Origin of the sequence: Psychrobacter sp. W2-37-MNA-CIBAN-0211, assembly GCF_040309405.1 — a bacterium.
Lineage (GTDB): Bacteria > Pseudomonadota > Gammaproteobacteria > Pseudomonadales > Moraxellaceae > Psychrobacter > Psychrobacter glaciei.
Map to the genome: position 1 here is coordinate 1 of NZ_JBEOOU010000526.1, position 241 is coordinate 241.

The following is a 241-nucleotide window of genomic DNA, read 5'->3' on the forward strand; positions in this document are numbered from 1 at the left end:
TGCTCAGAGACCGCCAAAATATAGGCGTAAGTACGCATCAAACGCGGCAGTGCATCGTGCATTAATGCCCCAGTCTGAATCAGCGGTAAAGACAGCGCCGGAATACTATAACCTGCCATTAGCGCAACATTACGCAGTAGCCATATTAGCATCAGCGGATAGCGGCGATAGGCGATAGCGCCGATCTCTGCCAGCTTAGGATCAAACCAGTCAGGATGAGCGCTAAATTGCTCAGTTAGAG

Annotated in this window: 1 pseudogene; it reads right to left on the bottom strand. The window is 50.6% G+C overall.

The features are described 5' to 3' along the window. Positions 1-241: pseudogene (locus AAEY72_RS16125) on the bottom strand (oxygenase MpaB family protein); the annotation flags it as partial.